At 67.0% G+C, this 19,880-nt stretch carries 22 protein-coding genes; 12 read left to right on the top strand and 10 right to left on the bottom strand.

Annotated features, from left to right (window positions below; translation table 11 throughout):
• Nucleotides 1–61 precede the first annotated feature (61 nt).
• Together Rhe02_RS02720 and Rhe02_RS02725 are read right to left on the bottom strand one after the other, a co-directional pair.
• A complete protein-coding gene (locus tag Rhe02_RS02720) occupies nt 62–949 on the bottom strand; it encodes a hypothetical protein (protein WP_203906421.1) in 888 nt (295 codons plus the stop codon).
• The gene (locus tag Rhe02_RS02725) at nt 946–1,263 is read right to left on the bottom strand and encodes a PadR family transcriptional regulator (protein ID WP_203906422.1); all 318 of its coding nucleotides are present in this window, start codon (nt 1,261–1,263) and stop codon (nt 946–948) included. Before Rhe02_RS02725 ends, Rhe02_RS02720 begins: the two co-directional genes overlap by 4 nt.
• A 204-nt stretch (nt 1,264–1,467) precedes the next feature.
• On the opposite strand from Rhe02_RS02725, the gene Rhe02_RS02730 reads away from it, so the two are divergent.
• The 4 genes from Rhe02_RS02730 (at nt 1,468) to Rhe02_RS02745 (ending at nt 4,325) form a co-directional block, all read left to right on the top strand.
• Entirely contained in the window at nt 1,468–2,070 is a 603-nt protein-coding gene (locus Rhe02_RS02730; RefSeq protein WP_203906423.1) for a zinc-dependent metalloprotease family protein, read from the top strand.
• A gap of 11 nt (nt 2,071–2,081) precedes the next feature.
• Nucleotides 2,082–2,816: a hypothetical protein gene (locus tag Rhe02_RS02735; protein ID WP_203906424.1), complete on the top strand. Its 735-nt coding sequence runs from the start codon at nt 2,082–2,084 to the stop codon at nt 2,814–2,816.
• A gap of 17 nt (nt 2,817–2,833) precedes the next feature.
• Entirely contained in the window at nt 2,834–3,394 is a 561-nt protein-coding gene (locus Rhe02_RS02740) for a M23 family metallopeptidase (RefSeq protein ID WP_203906425.1), read from the top strand.
• 79 nt (nt 3,395–3,473) lie between these two features.
• The gene (locus Rhe02_RS02745) at nt 3,474–4,325 is read left to right on the top strand and encodes a class I SAM-dependent methyltransferase (protein WP_203906426.1); all 852 of its coding nucleotides are present in this window, start codon (nt 3,474–3,476) and stop codon (nt 4,323–4,325) included.
• 39 nt (nt 4,326–4,364) lie between these two features.
• Here the strand turns inward: Rhe02_RS02745 and Rhe02_RS02750 are convergent, their stop codons facing one another.
• The 4 genes from Rhe02_RS02750 to Rhe02_RS02765 are packed head-to-tail and all read right to left on the bottom strand — an operon-like array spanning nt 4,365 to nt 9,463.
• On the bottom strand, nt 4,365–5,687 hold the full coding sequence (locus tag Rhe02_RS02750) for an ABC transporter substrate-binding protein (protein ID WP_203906427.1): 1,323 nt from the start codon (nt 5,685–5,687) through the stop codon (nt 4,365–4,367).
• Between the two features lie 43 nt (nt 5,688–5,730).
• Complete coding sequence (locus Rhe02_RS02755; RefSeq protein WP_239123242.1) at nt 5,731–6,594, bottom strand: carbohydrate ABC transporter permease; 864 nt, start codon at nt 6,592–6,594, stop codon at nt 5,731–5,733.
• On the bottom strand, nt 6,591–7,457 hold the full coding sequence (locus Rhe02_RS02760) for a carbohydrate ABC transporter permease (protein WP_203906428.1): 867 nt from the start codon (nt 7,455–7,457) through the stop codon (nt 6,591–6,593). Before Rhe02_RS02760 ends, Rhe02_RS02755 begins: the two co-directional genes overlap by 4 nt.
• A complete protein-coding gene (locus Rhe02_RS02765) occupies nt 7,454–9,463 on the bottom strand; it encodes a beta-galactosidase (protein WP_203906429.1) in 2,010 nt (669 codons plus the stop codon). The genes Rhe02_RS02760 and Rhe02_RS02765 overlap by 4 nt, the downstream gene beginning before the upstream one ends.
• A 137-nt stretch (nt 9,464–9,600) precedes the next feature.
• Between Rhe02_RS02765 and Rhe02_RS02770 the strand changes: the two genes are divergently transcribed.
• The 5 genes from Rhe02_RS02770 (at nt 9,601) to Rhe02_RS02790 (ending at nt 14,073) form a co-directional block, all read left to right on the top strand.
• Entirely contained in the window at nt 9,601–10,620 is a 1,020-nt protein-coding gene (locus Rhe02_RS02770) for a LacI family DNA-binding transcriptional regulator (protein ID WP_203906430.1), read from the top strand.
• A 126-nt stretch (nt 10,621–10,746) separates the two neighbouring features.
• The gene (locus Rhe02_RS02775; protein WP_203906431.1) at nt 10,747–11,262 is read left to right on the top strand and encodes a ricin-type beta-trefoil lectin domain protein; all 516 of its coding nucleotides are present in this window, start codon (nt 10,747–10,749) and stop codon (nt 11,260–11,262) included.
• 88 nt (nt 11,263–11,350) lie between these two features.
• Entirely contained in the window at nt 11,351–12,808 is a 1,458-nt protein-coding gene (locus tag Rhe02_RS02780) for a S8 family serine peptidase (protein WP_203906432.1), read from the top strand.
• Nucleotides 12,809–13,459: 651 nt separating this feature from the next.
• A complete protein-coding gene (locus tag Rhe02_RS02785; RefSeq protein ID WP_239123243.1) occupies nt 13,460–13,729 on the top strand; it encodes an acylphosphatase in 270 nt (89 codons plus the stop codon).
• A 41-nt stretch (nt 13,730–13,770) separates the two neighbouring features.
• The gene (locus Rhe02_RS02790; protein ID WP_203906496.1) at nt 13,771–14,073 is read left to right on the top strand and encodes a DUF1905 domain-containing protein; all 303 of its coding nucleotides are present in this window, start codon (nt 13,771–13,773) and stop codon (nt 14,071–14,073) included.
• A 7-nt stretch (nt 14,074–14,080) separates the two neighbouring features.
• On the opposite strand, the gene Rhe02_RS02795 is transcribed toward Rhe02_RS02790, so the two are convergent.
• Nucleotides 14,081–14,875: a S1 family peptidase gene (locus tag Rhe02_RS02795; protein ID WP_203906433.1), complete on the bottom strand. Its 795-nt coding sequence runs from the start codon at nt 14,873–14,875 to the stop codon at nt 14,081–14,083.
• 113 nt (nt 14,876–14,988) lie between these two features.
• Between Rhe02_RS02795 and Rhe02_RS02800 the strand changes: the two genes are divergently transcribed.
• On the top strand, nt 14,989–15,915 hold the full coding sequence (locus Rhe02_RS02800; RefSeq protein WP_203906434.1) for a phytanoyl-CoA dioxygenase family protein: 927 nt from the start codon (nt 14,989–14,991) through the stop codon (nt 15,913–15,915).
• Between the two features lie 17 nt (nt 15,916–15,932).
• Here the strand turns inward: Rhe02_RS02800 and Rhe02_RS02805 are convergent, their stop codons facing one another.
• Nucleotides 15,933–16,742 carry an SDR family NAD(P)-dependent oxidoreductase gene (locus Rhe02_RS02805; protein WP_239123244.1) on the bottom strand — a complete coding sequence of 270 codons (810 nt, stop codon included), beginning with the start codon at nt 16,740–16,742 and terminating at the stop codon, nt 15,933–15,935.
• A gap of 143 nt (nt 16,743–16,885) precedes the next feature.
• On the opposite strand from Rhe02_RS02805, the gene Rhe02_RS02810 reads away from it, so the two are divergent.
• Complete coding sequence (locus Rhe02_RS02810; RefSeq protein WP_203906435.1) at nt 16,886–17,554, top strand: winged helix-turn-helix transcriptional regulator; 669 nt, start codon at nt 16,886–16,888, stop codon at nt 17,552–17,554.
• Nucleotides 17,555–17,572: 18 nt separating this feature from the next.
• Entirely contained in the window at nt 17,573–18,118 is a 546-nt protein-coding gene (locus Rhe02_RS02815) for a GNAT family N-acetyltransferase (protein WP_203906436.1), read from the top strand.
• Between the two features lie 11 nt (nt 18,119–18,129).
• Here the strand turns inward: Rhe02_RS02815 and Rhe02_RS02820 are convergent, their stop codons facing one another.
• Both Rhe02_RS02820 and Rhe02_RS02825 read right to left on the bottom strand, forming a co-directional pair.
• A complete protein-coding gene (locus tag Rhe02_RS02820; protein WP_203906437.1) occupies nt 18,130–19,503 on the bottom strand; it encodes a permease prefix domain 1-containing protein in 1,374 nt (457 codons plus the stop codon).
• The gene (locus tag Rhe02_RS02825) at nt 19,500–19,874 is read right to left on the bottom strand and encodes a PadR family transcriptional regulator (protein ID WP_203906498.1); all 375 of its coding nucleotides are present in this window, start codon (nt 19,872–19,874) and stop codon (nt 19,500–19,502) included. Before Rhe02_RS02825 ends, Rhe02_RS02820 begins: the two co-directional genes overlap by 4 nt.
• Nucleotides 19,875–19,880: the final 6 nt, after the last annotated feature.

Genomic DNA, 19,880 nt, shown 5'->3' on the forward strand with positions numbered 1-19,880 from the left:
AAGCGCTTTCCCGACACCACTCACTTTGTCGCGCGTTGGCGCGCAAGGACGGCGTGACGCGTCAGCTGCTCGGGCGCGCAGCGTGGACAGCGGTGATCGCATAGGCCATCGCGAACACGGCGTAGATGATCAGTGCCTGCGGCATGAAGACGGTCGTGTCGCCGACCGTCAGCTCCTCGAAGCTGTTGAGCACGCTGAAGGATTCCTTGGTCAGCGCATAGATGAACCACATCGGCGCGTGCTCGCCCACGAACATCGATCCGGCAGGAGCTTGCGGATCGACGGAGCCCACGCGTGGCCAGAATTCCACGATGACAGCCACATCGAGAGCCACCAGCCATGCCAGAAGCCCGCCCAGCATCGCGCGGACGCCGCGCCTGCGCTGGGCCGCGTTGGCAGCGAAGAAGATCAGCACGAAAAGCGCAGGTGACCACACGACGATCCCGATCAGAATCTGGTGCAGGTGGAACTCGCTGCCCACCAGGCGCGGCGCCGCCAATAGCGACACGGTGATGGACAAGCCGAGCGTCACGGCCAGCGCCACCGGGCCGGCGATCACACTTCGGGCGCCCCACCACCGGCCGGTCAGGTAGGCAAGCAGCACAAACACGGTCAACAGCGTCCAGGCCAGCTCCGCGGGAGCGATGGCAAGCGCCGGAGCAATCAGCTGCACCACCGCCACTTCGAGCACGAACATCAAACTCATCAACGTCAAGGGGCCGGCTAGGAGAAATGCCGCGGTCCCCGTGGTGCGCCAAGTCAGCCCGATCGCCGGGGCGTGCGCCGGGCGGGCGAGGGCCAGACCGGCCGCAAACGAGACGACCTTTAGCGGCCTACGTTTCGCGGCAAGGAAATCCAGCTCGGCCAGCCACTCCTGGCGCATCTCGGATTGCTCGGGCCATCGCCGCGCTGCGGCGTTGACCAGCGCCCGGCAAAAAGTGAGCATCATGCTGGCCGCACCACCTTCGCGATCGACGGGGAGGTGGCCGTGCTCTGGTGCAGCTCGGCCAACCGCTGCCGGGCCTGCTCAGCCCCATCTGGAGTGAGCAGGTAATAGCGGCGCACCGGACGGCCCAGGCTGACCGGGTCGCCCTCCTCCCACTGCGAGCTCACCCATCCGGCGGTCTGGAGCCGTTGCAGGATCGGATAGATGGTGCCGCTGCCCAGACCGGACTGCTCCATCAAGTCCACGCCGTAGCGCGCAGCATCCACATCGGACAGAAACACCGCCAGCACCTTGGCTATCGGAATCGTCAGCCGCATGAGACCACTCTATCGACTTTCGACATAGGGTCAAGCCCTGATCGGTTCGAAGGCCACCAGCGGTGGTTGTAGGCCATTTGTAGACCTGGTGTTGCCAGTTGGTTGAAGCTGTGCGCCATCGACGAATCGACATTCTCGATGTTGTAGGGCGATCCGCCGCGGCTGCGGCGATCCGCCATGCCAACCAACGGATTGGGGAGTCAGTTGAGCCTCAGACTCACACGGAGCCGTGCCGCGGTGATCGCGGCCGCCTTCCTCGCCATCACCGCGTTCGGGCCGGTAGCGCCGGCCAACGCGGACAACTATTCGGGCCAGACCGGCGACACGGGATGCACCGGGCTGAACGAGGCGGACAACGCCACGCACAGCTTCCATTACGTGGACCTGACACAGCACATGACCGATGCCACGAACTGGGCCCGTACCAACAATCTGAACCCGACCGACATCAACACCACCTACGACTCGACCCTGGACAGTCTCACCGACGTGGTGGTTCGCGACGTGCATTACGTGGACTACTGCGGCTACGACTGGCTGCAGCCCGGTGGATCCGGTGTCGTGGGCCTGGCCACCTGCGACAGTTTGAGCCCTTCCGGCCAATGCGAGCAGCACACCGTTCGCTACAACCTGAACTTCACCGAGTCGACGCCGCAGTCCAACGAACGCGGCCTCGCCTGCCATGAGCTCGGCCACACCCTGGGGCTTCAGCACACCACCGGCAACACGTGCATGCAGACCGGCTATCCCAAGCCGGTCAACGACTACTCCAACCATGACCGCACCCACATCGCGAACAACTACTGATCGGGGAGACCATGAGAATCAGAAAGTTCGGCTGGGCCGCGGTGGTCGCGGCGGGGTTGCTCGGTCTGGTGGCGCTGGGTGTCTCAGCGACCCCCAGCGACCGTGACGCGGCCGCCGATTCCGCCTACCTGTTCGGTCACCTGCACGCTCGCAGCCACTCGCTGGATGCGATGTGGTTCGAGTCGTCGCTGGCCGAAATGCTGCCCTCGCAGCAATTCAGCGTCAACGGCGCACCCGCCGCCAGCCGCACCAGCGCTCTGGTCATCGGGCAGATCGCGGACGTGCGCGCGGGAAGAGGGTTCTCTCACAAGAATGACGCGCCGTCGTCGACCGAGGTCGGCTTCAACTCGCCGCAGGCTTTGTGGCGCACCGTCGAGGTGACCGTCTCGGTCGAGCAGGCCTGGGGAAAGGTTGCCGGACAAGACAAAGTCACCTTCGCCGTCGTCATCGACCGGGGCGCGAACGCCACCGCCGCGATCAACGGCCTGCGCTCGCTGGGACGCATCGTCGTCTCGCTGGACAGGCAGGGGCGCTACGCCTACTCCCCCGGCCTCTACTCCATCAGCCACAGCGGTGACCTGTTCGGAACCGTTGACGCGCAAGGAAACATCCAGCTGCCGGTGATGGAGAACGGCGCTGGGTTCATGAAGGGCCTCGACACGGTCGCGGAGCTGAGCGCCGAGGCCGCGAAGTCACCACAGTCCATAAAGATCGATCTCACCGATGGCGTACCAGCCCGTTGGTAAAACTGAGGGAGGGACACATGTTCGCATCGCTGCCGCATCCCCGGCGCAGGGTGATCGCCCTGTTCGCCGCGATCGCCACGGCCACCGGCACTCTGGCCGGGGCGCCGGCCGCGCAAGCCGCTGACCGGCCGGCCTTCAGGATGCCGTTCATCTGTGACCAGACCTGGGTGGGCAACAACTGGAACGGGCACAGCCCCGCCCACTCCATCGACTGGAACCACTACGACGCTAACGGCAGCCCCGACGACTTCGGCCGGCGGGTCCTGGCCAGCGCCGGTGGCACCGTGCTCGACTCGTACTACTCGACGACCACCGGCTACGGCCACGTGATCGTCATCGGCCATGGCGATGGCTGGCGCACCCGATACGCACACCTCAGCGAGCGCCTGGTCGCCGCGGGCGATACGGTGAATCGGGGAACAGTCATCGGCAAGGTAGGCCAATCGTCGGCCATCTACAACCTCTCCCCGCACCTGCACTATGAACAGATCCACGACGGCAACGTGGTGGTGTCGGTGGTCCAGGGTGTCAGGTGGTCCGATTTCCTCAAGCGTTCCCAGACCAGCAACAATTGCTAGCATCGTTAGTCATCGCAGACGGCCCGGCGCTCATCGCCGGGTCGTCTGGCTTGCCGCGACCGACCGGAGCGCACCCGACATGACCGATGGATGGCAGTGGGACACCTCCCTCTTCAGCGGTTCCGCCGCGTACTACGAGCGCGGCCGTCTTCCTTACGCGCCAGGCTTCGTCGAGACCCTGACCGCCCTCGCCGGCCTGGACGGCACCGGCAGGCTCCTGGATGTCGGCTGCGGCCCCGGAATCGTGACGCTCGCTCTGGCCCCGCGTTTCGCCGAGGCCGTCGGGCTCGACCCCGATCAGGACATGCTGGCCGAGGCGGCAAACCAGGCTTCACGCCGTGCCGTGACCAATGCGCGCTGGCACCTGGCCCGCGCCGAGGACCTACCAGCCGGCCTGGGCCAGTTCCGCGTCGTCGTATTCGCGAATTCGTTTCACTGGACCGATCGGGACGCGGTCGCCGCGACCGTGAAAGACATGCTCGAGCCCGGCGGCTGGTTCGTCCACATGAGCGATCTCAAGGACGAGTCGGGAGAATCGGTGCCGCAACCGCCGCCACCACCACCCGCGCCGCCCGTGGCGCCCTACCCGAGGATCCGTGACCTGGTCCGGCACTATCTCGGCCCGGTGCGCCGCGCGGGCCAGGGAACGCTTTCCCACGGCAGCCCCAACCGCGAAGACCTCGTCCTGGCCCGGGCCGGGTTCGAGAACTTCCAGCGGCACGTGGTGCCGGCCGGGCAGGTGATCGAGCGCAGCACGGACGACGTGGTGGCTTGGGTGTTCTCACGGTCCGACTCGGCGCCGCACCTGTTCGGCGACAGGCTGGCCGAGTTCGAGCGGGACCTGCGTGCGCTGCTGGAGCAGACCTCGCCCGGCGGCCGTTTCGCCGAATATCTGCCCGCGACAGAGATCATGACCTGGCGTAAACCGTAGCTCGCCGGAGCCGAAGCTCCGGCGAGCCCGCCGGCGGTGTCAGCCCTTGACCGGGATCGCTTGCGACTTAAGGGTTTGTATGGTCGAGGACTGCGCCGCGGTCAGCGCGTCCACCAGGGTTCCCTGGCCGGAGACGGCCTTCTTGAAGCCGTCCGAGGCGTTGGCGTAGGTGGCGGTCATCGTCGGTCCCCAGGTGAAGTCCGGCGTGACCTGCTTAGAGGCCTGCGCGAAGACCTCGTAGATCTTCTGATCGCCATAGAACGCCACGCCCTTCGCCAGCGCGGGCAGACCGGCCCCGGCCACGGTGGCCGGGTAGAGGTTGGCCTTCTCGTTGAGCAGGCTCAGCGCCTCGTCGCTGGTGTTGAGCCAGAGCGCGAACTGCGCTGCCTCGTATGGGTGTTTCGAGCTTTTGAACACGGCAGTGGAAGAGCCACCCCAGTTCCCGGCCACCGACTCCCCGGCGCTCCACTGCGGCATTGGGGCGACCCGCCACTGGCCGGAGGTCTTGGGCGCTCCGGTCGCGATCGAGTTGGCACCCCAGACCGCTGATATCCAAGTCCATGCCTGGCTGGAGTTGTAGGCGTTGTCCCACTCGGTGGTCCATGGCGGCACCGTCGAGACCAGCTTGCGGTTGATCAGATCCTGCCAGTATCCGGCGACCTTTTTGGTCTTGTCGTCGGTGAGGTTGACCGTCCATTCCTTGCCGTCGTTGGCGAACCACCGGCCACCAGCCTGCCAGGCCAGCCCGGCGAACTGGTTGATGTCGCTCTGCGAGAAGTTGGTGATGTAACCGCCTGCGGCGCGCACCTTCTCGGCCGCGGCCGCGTACTCCGCCCAGGTCTTCGGGATCTCGATACCGTGTTGCTGGAACAGGTCCACCCGGTAGAACATCGCCATCGGCCCGGCGTCCTGCGGCACGCCGTATGCGGCGTTCTGATCGCCCAGGCTGACCTGATTCCACGTCCACGGCACGAACTTGTCCTTGGCCTTGGCCACGATGTCGCACTTGCCCAGGTCGAACAGACCGTCCTGGACGCGGAAGCTGGGCAGCGCGTCGTATTCGATGTGGCCCAGGTCGGGTGCGTTGCCGGCCTTGAGCTGGTTGAAGAAGTTCTGGTAGGTGCCGCCGTTGCCGTTGGGGCCGGTCTGCACCTTGACCTGAATGTTGGGGTTCTTGGCGTTCCAGACCTTCACCACCTCCTCGATGCCCGGAATCCACGAGGTGTAGGTCAGGTTGACCGGCCCGCCTGCCGACGGTGCGCAGGCGGAGGCGGCGGGTTGGCCGTCATCGCCGGAGGAGCAGGCGGTCAGTGCGAGCGAGGAGATCAGCAGGGCGCTGACCGCTCGGAGGGTGGCGCGCATGGGTTTCCCCTTTTGTCGAAGGTGTGGAGGAGGGACGGGCGGGTTACTTCATGGCTCCGGCCCCGAGGCCGCTACGCCAGAACCGTTGCAGCGAAAGGAAGGCGACCACCAACGGCGCGATCGACAGCAGGGATCCGACGATCACCAGACCGCGCAGCTCGGGTAGCTGGTTCACCTGGGTGTTCCAGGAGTACAGGCCGAGGGTCACCGGGAACAGCCGCTCGTCGCTGAGCATGACCAGCGGCAGCAGGAAGTTGTTCCAGACGGCAACGAAGTGGAACAGGAAAATCGTCACCAGGGCCGGGAACATCAGCCTGGCGGAGATGGCGAAGAACGTGCGCACCTCACCGGCCCCGTCGAGCCGGGCCGCCTCCAGCAGCTCGTCGTCGACGCTCGCGGCCGCGTAGATGCGCGCCAGATAGACGCCGAACGGGTTGACCAGGCTGGGCAAGAACACCGACCAGAACGTGTTGGTCGCCGCGAAGTTGCTGAAGAGCAGGAACAACGGCAGCGCCAGCGCGGTGGCCGGAACCAGGACGCCGCTGAGCACCACGTTGAACAGGATTTCCCGGCCCGGGAAACGGAATTTGGCAAGCGCGTAGCCACACATGGCGGCAAACAGCGTGCCCAGTAGCGCGGCGCCGCCGGTGTAGGCCAGGCTGTTGGCAAGCCAGACAAGGAATACGCCGTCTCGATAGGCCAGCAGGTCGCCAATGTTGTCGAACAGCCGGAACTCGGCGAACCACAGCGGATCGGTGTCGATGAACTGCCCACGGCTCTTGCTCGAGCCGACGAAAAGCCACCACACCGGTACCAAGAAATAGATGGTGCAGACACCCATGACAAGCATGGCGGCTGATCGGGAAAGCAGGCTCTCCCGGGTTTTCGGTGCGGCAGCGGGGCTCATTGGATCCCCCTGCGCTGCACGGTCTTGAGGAACGCGAAGGACAGGACGAAGGTCGCCAGGGCCAGGACGACGGAGAAGGCCGCCGCCAGATTGAAGTTGGGGATCGATGAAGTGGAGTAGACGGTCAGGTTGGGGGTATAGGTGCTCGACACCGCCGAGCTGAAGCTGCGGAACACCTGCGGCTCGGCCAGCAGCTGAAGTGTCCCGATGATGGAGAAAACGGCGGTGAGCACGATCGCCGGGCGAACCAGCGGAATCTTTATGGCCCAAGCGATCCGCAGATGGCCCGCGCCGTCAAGGCGCGCCGACTCGTAGAGCTCGGCGGGAATGGCAAGCAGCGCCGAGTAGATGATGAGCACGTTGTAGCCGACGTAGACCCAAGTCACGACGTTCGCCATCGCCCACAGCACCAGGTCGGCCGACAGCAGGTCGACCGCACCGGTGACCGGCTTGAACGGGGAAAGGTTGGGCGAGTAGAGGAAGCCCCACATGATGGCGGCCACGACACCCGGCACGGCGTAGGGCACGAAGAAGGCGAGCTGGAAGAACCGCCGTCCCCTGACCAATCCGGAGTCCAGCAGGAGCGCCAGCACCAGGGCCAGGCCGAGCATGACCGGCACCTGCACGACGCCGAAGGCGAGCACGCGCCCCACCGACTGCCAGAACGGGGTGTCGGAGAAGACCCGCTCATATTGCGCCAGGCCGCCGAAGACCTCATGGGCCGGGCCGAACGTGCCGGTGCGCCGCACTACATAAAGGGATTGCCCTATCGCGTACCCGATGGGCACCAGATAAAACAGCGTGAACAGTAATCCGAACGGCATCACGAAAATCAGCACGGCCCGACGCCGCGTTCGTGTCATGGCCCCGGCTCCTCTCGCACCACAGCGACCGCGCCCGCGGGCAGGCGCAGCATGCCGTCTACCCGCTCCCCGGTCACCAGATCACGACCGGTGACCGGGTGCTCGGCCTCCTTGTGGCCGTGGTTGATGACGAAGACGTAGCGGTGGCCGCCGCCGCTGCGGTGCACGACTTCCAGCGAGCCGTCGCTTTCCGGCCCGCTTGCGGTCACACCGGCCTCGCGCATGGCACGCCGCAGCGTGTCGCGAAGATCGGCCGGTGCCAGGGCGGTGGCGAGGTACCACGCTTGTCCTGCGCCGTAAGCGTTTCGGGTGATCGCGGGCACGCCAGCCAGCGGCCCCTCGGCGTAGCGGTCGACGATCTGGGCCGTGGTGGCGCGAAGCCGTTCGGTCCACAGCGCTGCCCGGGCGCCGCTGCCCAAGGCGACCTCCTGACCGGGAAGCAGCGGCGCGAACTCCTCGGCCACCACGCCGAGCAGGTCGCGGAAGGCGCCCGGGTAGCCGCCGAGGCGTACCCGGTCGTGGCGGTCGACGATGCCGCTGTAGAAGGTGACCACCGCATGGCCTCCGGAGCGAACGTAACCGGTGATGGCGGCGGAGTCCTCGTCGGAGACCATGTGCAGGCACGGCACCAGCACCGCTCGGTAGCGGCTCAGGTCCGCGCCGGGGGCGACGAGATCGGTGGTGATTCCCAGCTCGCGCAGCGCCCGGTAGGCCGCGTGCACCTGGTCGAGATAGCGCACGGCCACCGAGGGCCGCGCCTCGGTGTCGGTGGCCCACCACGACTCCCAGCTGAAGACGATCGCGGCGTCGGCTTCGACGGTGGTGCCCGCGACCTCGGCCAGCCGGGTCAGCACGGTGGACAGGTCGAGGACTTCACGCCAGAGCGCGGTTGGTGTTCCGGCGTGCGGAAGCATCGCCGAATGGAACTTCTCCGCGCCCTGCGCCGAGGCCCGCCATTGGAAGAAGCAAACGGCGTCCGCGCCGCGGGCCAGGTGGGTCAAGGAGTTGCGCACCATCTGCCCGGGAGTCTTGGCCATGTTGTACGGCTGCCAGTTCACCGCGCCCGTGGACTGCTCGGCGAGCATCCACGGCCCGCCGCCGGCCAGCCCACGGGTCAGATCGGCGGCGAAGGACAGCTCGGCGACCGGGTCGTCGAGCCGGTGGTCGAGGTAGTGGTCGGTGGCGACGAGGTCCATCCGCGGCGCCCAGGTCCAGTAGTCCAGATTGCGAATGTGAGCGGTGATCATGAAGTTGGTGGTGATCGGTGCGCTGGTGTGCTTCCGCAGCACCTGTGCCTCGGCCAGATAGTGCTCCAGCAACGCATCCGAGCTGAACCGGTGGAAGTCGACCAGCTGGGCGGGGTTGCGCACAGATAGCGCCAGGCGGGGCGGGTCGACCTCGGCCCAGTCGTGGTAGCGCTGGCTCCAGAAGGCCGTGCCCCAGGCGTCGTTGAGCGCCCCGAGGCTGCCGTAGCGCCGCGCCAGCCATACCCGGAAAGCCTCGGCGCTGGTGTCGTCATAGCACAGCGCGTTGTGGCAGCCGAGCTCGTTGGAGACGTGCCACAGCGCTATCGCCGGGTGGCTGCCGTAACGAAGCGCGACCTGTTCCACGAGGGCCAGCGCGTGCTCGCGGAACACCGGAGAGCTCGGGCACCACGCCTGACGGCCGCCGAAGAACCGGCTCGTCCCGTCGGGCGCGACCGGCAGCACCTCTGGATGCCGACGGGTCAGCCAGGGCGGCGGCGAGGCGGTGCCGGTGCCCATGTTGATGCGGATCTGGTGGTCGTGCAGCAGCTCCACTATCCGGTCGAGGTCGGTGAAGTCGTACTCCCCCGGGCGTGGTTCCACATTGGACCAGCCGAACACGTTGATGGCGACCAGGCCGACGCCGGCCTTGCGCATCAGCGCCATGTCCTCGTGCCAGACCGGCTCCGGCCACTGCTCGTAGTTGTAGTCGCAGCCGAGCACGATGCCCGTCCAGGGCAGCGGGGTGGAACGCTCTGGCATCAACTCCCCCAAAAAGGCCGCAGTGTGTGCACGTGCACACATCGTGGAACGCGGTTATATCGACGGTTGATGTGTGAACGTGCACACATTGGCATGGAATACCGCCCACGGTCAAGAGGTGCCGCTACAGTGATCCCGTGCCCAAGCCTTCGCCGCCGAAGCGGGCGACCGTGCACGACGTCGCCGCGGCCGCCGGGGTGTCCCGCGGCACGGTCAATCGCGTGCTCAACGGCGGCTACGTCTCGGCCACGGCACGCACCGCCATCGAGGCGGCCATCGCCAAGGTGGGCTACGTGCCCAACACGGCCGCACGCAACCTCGTGCGCCGCCGCTCCCAGGCCATCGGATTCCTCGCCATGGAGCCGCATTCGCTGCTGCTGGAGGATCCCAACATTGGCGCCATCATGCTGGGCGCCAACGAGGTGCTGTCGGTGGCCGACCATCAGATGGTCAGCCTGGTCGTGGACTCCTACCGCGACACCGAACGCGTCGGTCGCTACCTGCGCGGCGGATTCGTCGACGGCGCCATCATCGTGTCCGCGCGCGCCCACGACCCCATCACCCGGCTCATCACCCAGCTTCGCCTGCCGGCCACCTTCGTGGGCCATCCGCCCGACCTGCACCACAGCATCCCGTTTGTGGGCATCGACAACGTCGGATCGGCCCGCACCATCACGCAAAGGCTGCTGCAGACCGGAAGACGCCGCATCGGCATGATCGCCGCCGCCCTCGACCGCGACTCCGGCGCGGACAGGCTCACCGGTTTCCGCCAGGCGCTGGGCGACCGCTTCGACCCCAGCCTGGTCGCGGAGGTCCCACTTTACGACTATTCCAACGGTGTCAAGGGAATGCGCGTGCTGCTGGACAGGGAGCCGTTGCTCGACGGGGTGTTCGCCGCCTCCGACGCGGTCGCCGCCGGCGCCCTGGAGGTGTTGCGCGAGGCGGGCCGTACAGTCCCCGGGGACGTCGGCATCGTCGGCTTCGACAACAGCTCCTGGGCTATGCGCACCCAGCCGCCGCTGTCGACCGTGCACCAGCCCGCACGCGAGATCGGCCAGAACGCGGCCGAGCTGGTGCTCAATCAGGTACGCGGCACCGAACCGGCCGCCCGAAGCATCCTGCTCGACACCAGCGTGGTCTGGCGCGACTCCGCCTGACCGCTCCCGCCATCGACCTAGTCAGTGAGGGCATTGCGGCTTATCTAGGCGCATGGGTCGATAACGCTCCACGATGGGCCAGGCCAACAAGGTCGGCTCACAGTCGGAGGGAAGAAAGTGTCACCAGTGAAGAAGCTTCTCGCGCTCCTGAGCATTCCGTTGCTCGCCGCCAGCCTGACCGTCGCCACGACGGCGGCGCCTGCCCATGCGGCGCTTGACTACCAAGGCACCTTCACACTTCAGACCGCCGGGGGCTGCGCCCAGGTGCAGAACAACGGCAGGACAGCCAAGACGCCGATCCAATTGGGAACGTGCGACGGAAGTGCCGCCCAGCGCTGGGCCATCTTCAAGGAGGATGGCTCTTTCCCCAGGTACTGGATTCTCGCTTACGGAGGCGAGCAGCCCCTGAACATGTGCATGGACAAAGGCTCTCAGCACATGTGGATCTACAACTGCAACGGCAGCTACCACCAGAAGTGGAGCCGGGCCGACTCCTCTTTCGCCACCGCGCAGTGGATTCGCAGCGAATGGGATGTCTTCAAGTGCGCCGGATTCAAGCCAGGCTCCTCCACGCTTGCCCTGCGGGACTGCCTTGTCCTCAACGGAGAGAATGCGCCGGACTGGATGTGGCAGCCGGTCTGACCGGCCCTGAAAGTTGAATGCCAGCGCCGTTCCGGCTGTAACGATATCGAATGATCGACCGATTTCCCGGTAACTGAAGGGAGTTCTCATGCGTCGATTCGGTCCGATATTGCTGGGATTGGTGCTGGCCGGGACATCGGTGGCGGCGGTTAAGCCGGTTGGGGCTCGCGTCTCACCCGCCCGGGTGAGCGCGGCCCTTTCCGCCCGATTGTCCACACCCGGGCCCATCGCGGTCTTCGTTCACGGCACGAGTGTCGCGGCGGCACAGCAGGCGGTGGCATCCGCGGGGCTGACCCTGATCACGACCTGGAACAAAATTGGAGTGGCGGTCGCCCGCGGCACCGCCGCTCAGATAGAAGCGGTGCGCACCCAGCCTTCAGTGACCTATGTGGAGGGTGATCAGGCGATCGAGCTGCACCTTTCCACGTCACATCTGGCCACCCGGGGCGAGCAGGCCCGCACCGCTCTGCGCGACGGGCAGGCCCGTCCCCTCGACGGGCGCGGGGTGTCAGCGGCGATCATCGACACCGGGGTGGACGGCACCCATCCGTTTTTCCGAAACCCCGACGGCACCAGCGCGGTCAAGCTCAACCTGAAGAACATCTGTGGTCCGCTGGCCGACCTCGGCCTGCCCTTGCCGCTGCCGAATGACTCGTGTTTCCTGGATCTGACCGCGATCAATGACACCGACACGCTTTCGGTGGGCGGACATGGTACCCACGTGGCGGGGATTGTTGCCGGCCGTGACACGGTGCTCAGCGACGGGACAAGGGTGCACGGCGCTGCGCCGGCCGCCACTCTGGTCAGCCTTTCGGTCGGGGCCGGATTGAGCATCTTCGGCGCGGACAGCGCTCTGAACTGGGTGCTGGACCACCACCAGAACCCGTGTGCGGGTTGCCCTCCCATCAAGGTGAGCAACAACTCTTACGGGCCGAGCGGCGGCGGCGCGTTCGACCCCGAGTCGGCCACCACGAAACTGCAGCGGGCCCTGGCCGCGGCGGGTGTCATGACCGCGTGGGCGGCCGGCAACGACGGCCCGGCCAACAACGCCACCAACCCGCCCGGCCAGGATCCGACCCCGGGCATCGTGATGGTGGCGTCCTACGACGACCTCGCCACGGGGACCAGGAACGGGACGGTGTCAGACTTTTCCAGCCGTGGCCTGCCCGGCAGTCCCGCCACCTACCCGGACATCTCCGCTCCCGGATCGAACATCACCTCGTCGTGCCGGCTCTATCTGGTGATCTGCTCCACCGGCCTGGATCCGCGCAACGGCCCCGATCTGCTCGACATCGGCACCTTCAACACGATCAGCGGCACGTCGATGGCGACGCCGCATATCGTCGGCATCATCGCCCAGCTGTTCCAGGTCTCTCCCAACGCCACCCCGGCGGCGATCGAGAACGCGCTCAAGGCCACCGCCTACAAGTTCAGCAACGGTGCGGCCTATGAGCCCGCTGGCTCATACACCACCTCGGTGGACAAGGGCACCGGGCTCGTCGACGTCTACGCGGCCGCGCTGAGCCTGGGCGCGGCTGCGGCCTGAAAATTCTTGAGGAGCCGTTGCGCTGCAACGGCTCCTTAGTCGTCATTGCTGAGTGGGTGGCAAGATGATCGGTAGGTGTCCCAGCTTTCTTTGCAGCTGTTCAAGCTCGGCTGTGGGCAGCCCTGTGTGGGCATAGCGCTCGGCGAGCGTCTCCGCCGCGGTGGGCGTGTCGGAGACGGCACGACCACGGCGAACAAAGCGGGCACGCCGAGTCGCGCTGGCCCAGCGTGCAAGCCAGGTGCGGCGCGCGGGGCGCGGGCGTGTGGTGCGGCGAATGCTGACATCCACGCAGGGGGGTTACCCACGGCGTAGCAATTTAAATCAATCGACCGGGTGAATTTAAACCTCGGCATGAGCAGCGGTCCAACAAGGAACACCCCGTTCCGGCGGACACGGGGGAATCTGCCGGAATGGGGTGTCGTCTCTAGAGTATCGGCGTGCCCGCCCGGCCGCCAGCCCCGAGATGGCATGCCCTCCCCTCGGCGGACAGGTCCGGCTGATCGCGCAGCGCGGCGGCGATGAGTGGTGGGGGCGGTGATGCCCGAAGGAGGATCGGGTGCCCCGCCGATGGCCACGCTGACCAGCCCCGCGATGGGCCGGGGGTCGGCGTCTCCGCCCGCCGCGTGCCGCCGGTTGGCTACATTGCCAGGGGTGGAGAGCAAAAAGGTGACAGTTTCCGGGCGGGTGCAAGGGGTCTACTTCCGCGACACGTGCCGCCGGATGGCGCTGGCCGCCGGGGTACGCGGATGGGTGCGCAACCGGCCGGACGGCACTGTGCAGGCGCTGTTCGAGGGTGAGCCCGACGCCGTGGAACAGATGGTGGCGTGGGCACACACCGGCCCGCCGCAGGCGGCGGTCAGCGCGGTCGAGGTGACCAGCGTGCCCGCCTCCGACCCGGTCGGATTCCGGGTGGTGGGCTGAACGGCGGCGAAGGTGTCGGCCGGGTGTGTGATGCTCACGAGGTGATGGTCGATTTCGAAGCCGAGTTGTGGATCTGGGATGCGCGGCGCGATGACAGCTGGACTTTCGTCAGTCTTCCCGCCGAGGCATCGCAGGAGATCCGCGAGCTTGCCGACGGGCCTCGCCGCGGCTTCGGTTCGGTGCGGGTGCGGGTCACGGTGGGTGGCAGCGCCTGGGCGACGTCGATTTTTCCCGACCGCAAGAGCGGCTGTTATGTGTTGCCGGTCAAGCGATCGGTGCGCCGCGCCGAAGGCCTGGAGGCGGGTGACATCGCCGCGGTGCGGGTCGAGACGGTCGACCTGTGAGCGGGCGTCAGGGGATGGTGACCCCATAGGCGGCAAGGATCTCGGCGATCGGCTGGTAGAAGGTGGTCCCGCCGGTGGTGCAGTTGCCCGATCCGCCGGAAAGGATGCCAATGATCACGCCGGTGGCGGCGACGTAGAGCGGGCCGCCGCTGTCGCCGGGCTCGGCGCAGATGTTGGTACGGATCAGGCCCGTGACGCTTCCCTGGGCGTAGTTGACGGTCGCGTTGAGCCCGGTGATGACGCCGCAGCGCACCCCGGTCGTGCTGCCGCTGCGGCAGACGGCCAGGCCGATGCTGGGGTTGCCGGCCCGCAGGATGGCGACCTGACCCGGATACGTGTAGACCGCGCTGGGATGAGCCACCGAGGTGTTGGTGTAGCGCACGATCCCGTAGTCGTTGCCGGGGAAGCTGGTCCCTGTCCGGGTGCCGAGCACGGTGGTGTGCGCGGCGCTGTCCCACCAGGTGACGCCGGCGTTGGTGCAGTGTCCCGCGGTGACGAAGTAGGAAACCGAGCCCTGGCGCACGTTGGCGCCCAGTGAGCAGCGGCTGGCGCCGGTGTAGACGGCCTGGCCGCCGGCGATGAGGATGCGGATCTGGCCCGGTTCACGGCGCACCGGGTAGTGGCGGGCCAGCGCGGCGAACTGAGCCGCGGTGACGGTCTCGTCGGCGAGGACCTCGATCCTGCCGGTGGCCGCGTCACGGCCGAAGGCCAGGCCGGGCAGGCCCAATGACGGGGCGGCATCCGCCGGCGCGGCGGGCAGCAGGACCAGGGCGAGAATGGCCACGAGCAGGCGGTGTCCCATGCGGACCTCCCGAATAGAGTTCACAGATATTTACATGCATGAACCCCTCGCGCAAGATGCGGCCCTTGGCAGGAGGGCGGTTAGCGTGATCTCCTGAAAGCCGGGAGGGCCGCATGGATTACCAGGTGCTCACAGCGCAGCAGGCCGAACAGTTCGTCGAGCGCGGTTACGTCGCTATTCGCGGATGCTTCACGCGGGAGGCGGCGCAGGAGTACACCGCCGCCATCTGGACCCGTCTGGGTTACGCGCCAGACGATCCGGGCACGTGGACGCAGCCGTCGGTGCACATGCCCGGCCATCGTGACATCGACATCCGAAAGTTCGCGCCCAAGGCCTGGGGCGCTGTCTGCGACCTGGTCGGCGGCGCCCAGCGGATCCAGCCCTACCGCTGGAACGACGGCTTCATCGTCAACCTGTCCGAGGGCGCCGACAGGCCGTGGCAGCCGGCCTCACCGGCCGCGCCGGGCTGGCACAAGGACGGCGACTTCTTCCGCCACTTCCTCGACTCCCCCGAGCAGGGGCTGCTGACCCTGGTGCTCTGGTCGGAGGTGCGACACCAGGGCGGAGCGACGTTCGTGGCCGCGGACTCGGTCGGGCCGGTGGCCCGGTTCCTGGCTGAGCATCCCGAGGGCGTCTACCCGCCTAGCATCGCGTGGACCGGTGCCGAGCCGCAGCCGGCGACTTTCGCGTGGGGCGATCTGGTCGGGCAGTGCGGCGACTTCGTGGAGGCCACCGGCGAGGTGGGCGACGTGTACCTGCTGCACCCATACATCCTGCATGCCAAGGCGCAGAACGTGCTTCGCGTGCCGCGGTACATCACCAACCCGCCGGTGCACCTGGTGGAACCGATGCGCTTCGACCGTGCCGACCCCGCCGACCTGTCGTTGGTGGAGCGGGCGGTGCTGCGCGGGCTGGGTGTCGACCACTACCCGTTCACCGCGCGCGGGCCGCGCGAGGAGCTGGTGCCCGAACGGGTGGCCATGCATCGGTCGATGAAACAGGCTGAGCAGCAACGCCTTTCCGCCGCCGGAATGGCTTAGCGACACCTCACCGCGACTCAGTCCACAAGTGCGCCGCCGGTCAGGTTGACCACCGTTCCGGTCATGGTGCCGGCGCGGTCTGAAGCCAGGAACGCGGCCATCTCCGCTATCTCGGACAGCGTGGGCAGCCGCTTGAGCATCGTGCCCGGGGCCAGCCCGCCTTCGAGGAATTCCTGGACAGACAGACCTGCCGCCGCTGCGGCCGGTTTGAACAGGTCCTTGGTGTAGGAACCGGCCGACGGCGCATCGACCACCGCGTGCGGGCGGATGTCGATGACCCGGATGTTGCCGGGCGCCAGCTCCGCGGCCAGAAGCCGGGAGAAGGTCTCCTTGCCGGCCGCGCTCACGCCATGTCCCAAGATGCCGCCTATCGCCAGTTTGGCGCCCGGCTCGGACAGGGTCAGGATGACGCCTGGACGCTCGCGACCCATGTGCTGGGCGACCGCCTTGCTGGTGATGAACAGCGCCCGCAGAAAGCCGTCGATCGGCCGCATGAACTCCTCCAGTGAGAGGTCCGCCAGCAAGGTCCCCTGGTCGTGCATGACGCTCACCGCGTTGAGGGCGATGTCGATGCTGCCGGCCGCCGCCGCGACCGCGAAGGCGTGCTTTTCCACCGCCTGCTGATCGAGCACGTCGACCTGTGCGGTCTCGGCCTTTCCGCCCGCGGCGGCGATGTCACGCGCCACGGCGTCGAGCGTGGCCTGCGTCCTCCCGGCGAGGAAGACCCTTGCGCCCTCCCGGGCGAACACCCGTGCGGTGGCACCGCCGATGGCTCCCCCGCCTCCATAGATCACAGCGTTCTTGTTCTCCAGCAGCAAGCCACTCATGTGCGTCCTCCAGCAGATCTGGGGCCTGGTACGGCCATCCAGCGAACCGTAACGCAGATGGTTGTTAAAAACAATCTAGTTTAGTTGTAAATAACAACGGACCGCTGTGGTATTTTCGAGAAGACTGGACCAGGAGAGTGACCATGCCCACCAGCCGTAGCTACGGGGACTCATGCGGGATCGCCCGGGCCCTCGACGTCGTCGGGGAGCGGTGGGCCGTGCTGGTCGTCCGCGAGCTTCTCCTTACGCCCCAACGCTTTTCAGAGCTGCGGCAGGCGCTGCCCCACGTCAGCTCGAACCTGCTCGCCGACCGGCTCCGAGAGCTTGAGCAGCGTGGGGTGATCCGCCGCAGGGCGTCTCCAGCGGAAGGCCCACGGGTCTACGAGCTGACCGAATGGGGTCGCAAGCTGGAACCGATCCTGCTGGCTCTGGGCGACTGGGGCATCGATGCCCCGCAGCCCCCGGCACCGGCCGCGCTCAGCGCCACCTCCGTGCTCATCTTCCTGCAACACGCGGCCCGCCTCGACCCTGCCGCGCCGCCCACGACCTGCCGCCTCGAGCTCGACGGTCGGGTTTGGACGGTCCGCCTCGCGGCCGGCCGGGTTCAGGTGCAGCCCGGTGAGCCGACCACGGCAGACGCCTCGCTTCGGGCGGAGCCCAAAACGCTCAGCGCGCTGCTGGGCAATCCAGCGACACTCAAGGCCGCATGCGCTGACGGCAGCGTCGCCGTCGTAGGAGATCTGTCGGCCATCGGCCGGATGCTGCGCGGGGTCACCCAGCCGTGGCACTCGACTGAGCACAGGTCGCACTGACGCCTGTTATTTTGTTCCGTGCCTTTTGCTGAGACCCCTCGATTGGTCATCCGGCGATTCCAGGCCACCGACGTGGCGGCGTTCGCGGCCTATCGGTGCGATCCCGAGGTGGCCAGGTACCAGTCGTGGTCGCCTGCCATGACGATGCAGGAGGCTGCGGCGCTCGTCGACGAGTTCGCCACCGGCGACCCGGACGTTCCGGGCTGGTTTCAGTACGCCATCGCGATGCGGGCGGCCGATCCGGTGCTGATCGGCGATGTCGGCGTGCATCTGCACGAAAACATGATGCAGGCCGAGATCGGCTTCACCCTCAACCGGCAGCACCAGGGACACGGCTATGCGACCGAGGCGGTGCAGGCCATGCTGCACCACCTCTTCGCCTATCGCCGGCTCAAGCGGGTCTCGGCCGAGTGCGATGCGCGCAACAGCGCCTCGGCCCGGCTGCTGCAACGCGTTGGCTTCCAGCGCGAAGGGCTGCGCCGGCAACACACCTGGATCAAAGGCGAGTGGACCGACGATCTGCTCTTCGGTCTGCTCGCGGCCGAATTCCCAAGCGCGCCTTAGCCTTTCTCGCCTCAGGCGTAGCTGAACAACGGCGGGAAGACGAACACGACGATCCAGGCCCACGCGGCGTACACGGGAAGATAATTGGTCTGCCAACGCTCGAGCGCAGCGAACTGTCCACGCCGGCGCAGGAACTTGAGCAGAAGCCACGCCGACCAGGCGAGGTTGGCCAGCAGGATGACGTTCTCGCCGAGCGCGGCCGCCTTATTGGGTGTGGTGCCGTAGTCGGCGATGCGCCCGGTGATCTCTATGAGCACCAGCACGTCGATGGCCAGCGCGCTGACCACCATCGCCAGCTGCAGCCGGTCGAACAGGCCGGGCGGGGCCAGCGGATCGCGGGCCGACAGCGAGTAGAGCAGCAACCCCAGCACCACGACCAGCAGCAGGTCGAAAAGGATCAGGGCTTCACGTTCCACGTTGATGCCGTTGCTGGTCCAGATGATGGCCACCAGGAAGGCCAGCAGGACCGCGGTGAACAGCGGCGTGAACAGCCGGGTGAGCACCGGGGCGATGTTCTCGACCACGCCCTGTTTGGCTTCCACCAGCCATCCGGCCACCACGACCCCGGCCATCGCGCCGCAGGGAATCAGCCATTGGCTGACAAACGTTTCCGGAACGATCCCGATGGCCTCGAAAGTGCCGAACATGAACGCCGTGAGGACACCGCCGCCGAGGGCGATGAGCACAAAGTAGACGAACCACTCGCCGGTGAAGCGGATGAAGTCCATCCGTTTGCGAGACGAGCGCCATTCGTCGGCCACGTAAGCCAGCCCCACCACCAGCCACAGGGCGATGGGCAGGTGAATGGTGGTGAGCACCACCGACTGCGACTCGTCGCCCAGCGGATAGATGTTGGCCGCCACCGCGCCGAGCGCGAACAAAGCCACCAGCACAGCGATCAGCGCTGCGCTGGCCCGGCGACGCCATGCCAGGAAGCCCGCCAGCCACGGCATCGCGAACAGGCTGAAGTTCAAGGCGTAGAACTCGCCGTCGTGTTGCATGCTGATCCCGAACAGCGCCGGCACCTTGATGGACACCGCCGCCCCGGCCGCACAGCCAACCATCACCAGCAGGTCGCGCGGTGGCCGCTTGCCCGCCGCCGGGCTGCTGGTGTCACCGGTCAGCACCAGCTGCTTCCACAACCGTTCCGAGTGCTCCCGGGCGAACTCACGGGACAGCTCGTCGAGGCTGCCCATTCGCTTGACAGCGACCAGGAACGCCTCATCAGCGCTCAGACCGACCGCGACGAGCTCGTCGACGGAGCCACGCAGGTGGTCTTCCAGCTCGTCCGCGTCGGCCGGCTGCAGCTCCCGGCGGCGCTGTACATATTGACGCCACTGCGCGAGCTGCGCCTCCAGCCCTTCCTGACCCTCCGGCGCAGTCATGCCGCACACTCCAGTGGGATCGCGCGCAGCGGCCCGTTAGCGGCCAGGCCGAGCCAGATCTCCTTGAGCGCGTCCACCACGGTGTCCCACTGGCGGCGCTGCTCGGCCAGCTCGGCCAGACCCTGATCGGTGATGCGGTAGTACTTGCGCCGGCGCTCGCCGGTCACCGCCTGCCAGCTCGCCTCCACGTGACCGTGGCGCTCAAGCCGGTGCAGCAACGGGTAAAGCAGCCCCTCGGTCCACTCCAGCTCGCCACCGGACAGCTCATTGATCCGCCTGAGGATGGCGTAGCCGTAGCTCTGCCCCTCGGCCAGGATGCCCAGAACCATCGGCGTTGCCGAGGCGGCCACCAGATCCTTGGTGACCTTCACCAGACC

Origin of the sequence: Rhizocola hellebori (assembly GCF_016862955.1) — a bacterium.
Taxonomy (GTDB): domain Bacteria; phylum Actinomycetota; class Actinomycetes; order Mycobacteriales; family Micromonosporaceae; genus Rhizocola; species Rhizocola hellebori.